The sequence below is a fragment of the Vibrio sp. 2033 genome, from assembly GCF_033339735.1.
Genome location: NZ_JAWOVC010000649.1, coordinates 1 through 563 on the forward strand (window position 1 = coordinate 1; position 563 = coordinate 563).

Here is a 563-nt window from a genome sequence, read left to right on the forward strand (position 1 = left end):
CTTCAATGGTGACAATACGTTCACCACTGCCGATAAAGCCTGACAAAGCGTTCAGTAGTGTTGTCTTACCAGAACCAGTACCACCTGAAATAAGAATGTTGCACTTGCAGTGGCTCGCAATGGAAAGTAGCTTCGCCATTTCAACGGACAGCGCGCCAAACTGAACCAAGTTTTCCAACTTGATTTTTTGCTCTTTAAACTTACGAATTGAGATTGAAGTACCATCAATCGCAAGAGGTGGTATTACGATGTTTACACGACTACCATCTTCTAAACGTGCATCACAAAGCGGTTTCGATTCATCAATTCGACGCCCTACATTGGATGCAATGCGTTTGGCGATAGTATTGAGCTGCTTTTCATTGACGAACTGGATTGGCGACTTCTCTACCTTGCCGTTGATTTCGATGAAAATATCTGACGGGCCATTGATCATAATGTCCGAGATATCATCGTTATCAACCAACGCTTGAAGCGGTCCTAAACCTTTAAGTTCATCCAGTAGTGCTTTGAAGAGATCTAAACGCTTCAAACTGCTGATTTGCAGTTGCTTTTTCTCGATA

The 563-nt window shown here is 42.8% G+C and carries 1 protein-coding gene; it reads right to left on the reverse strand.

The features are described from left to right. A partial coding sequence (locus R7P74_RS28285; RefSeq protein ID WP_318124004.1) for a CpaF family protein occupies nt 1-563 on the reverse strand: 563 nt, incomplete at both ends.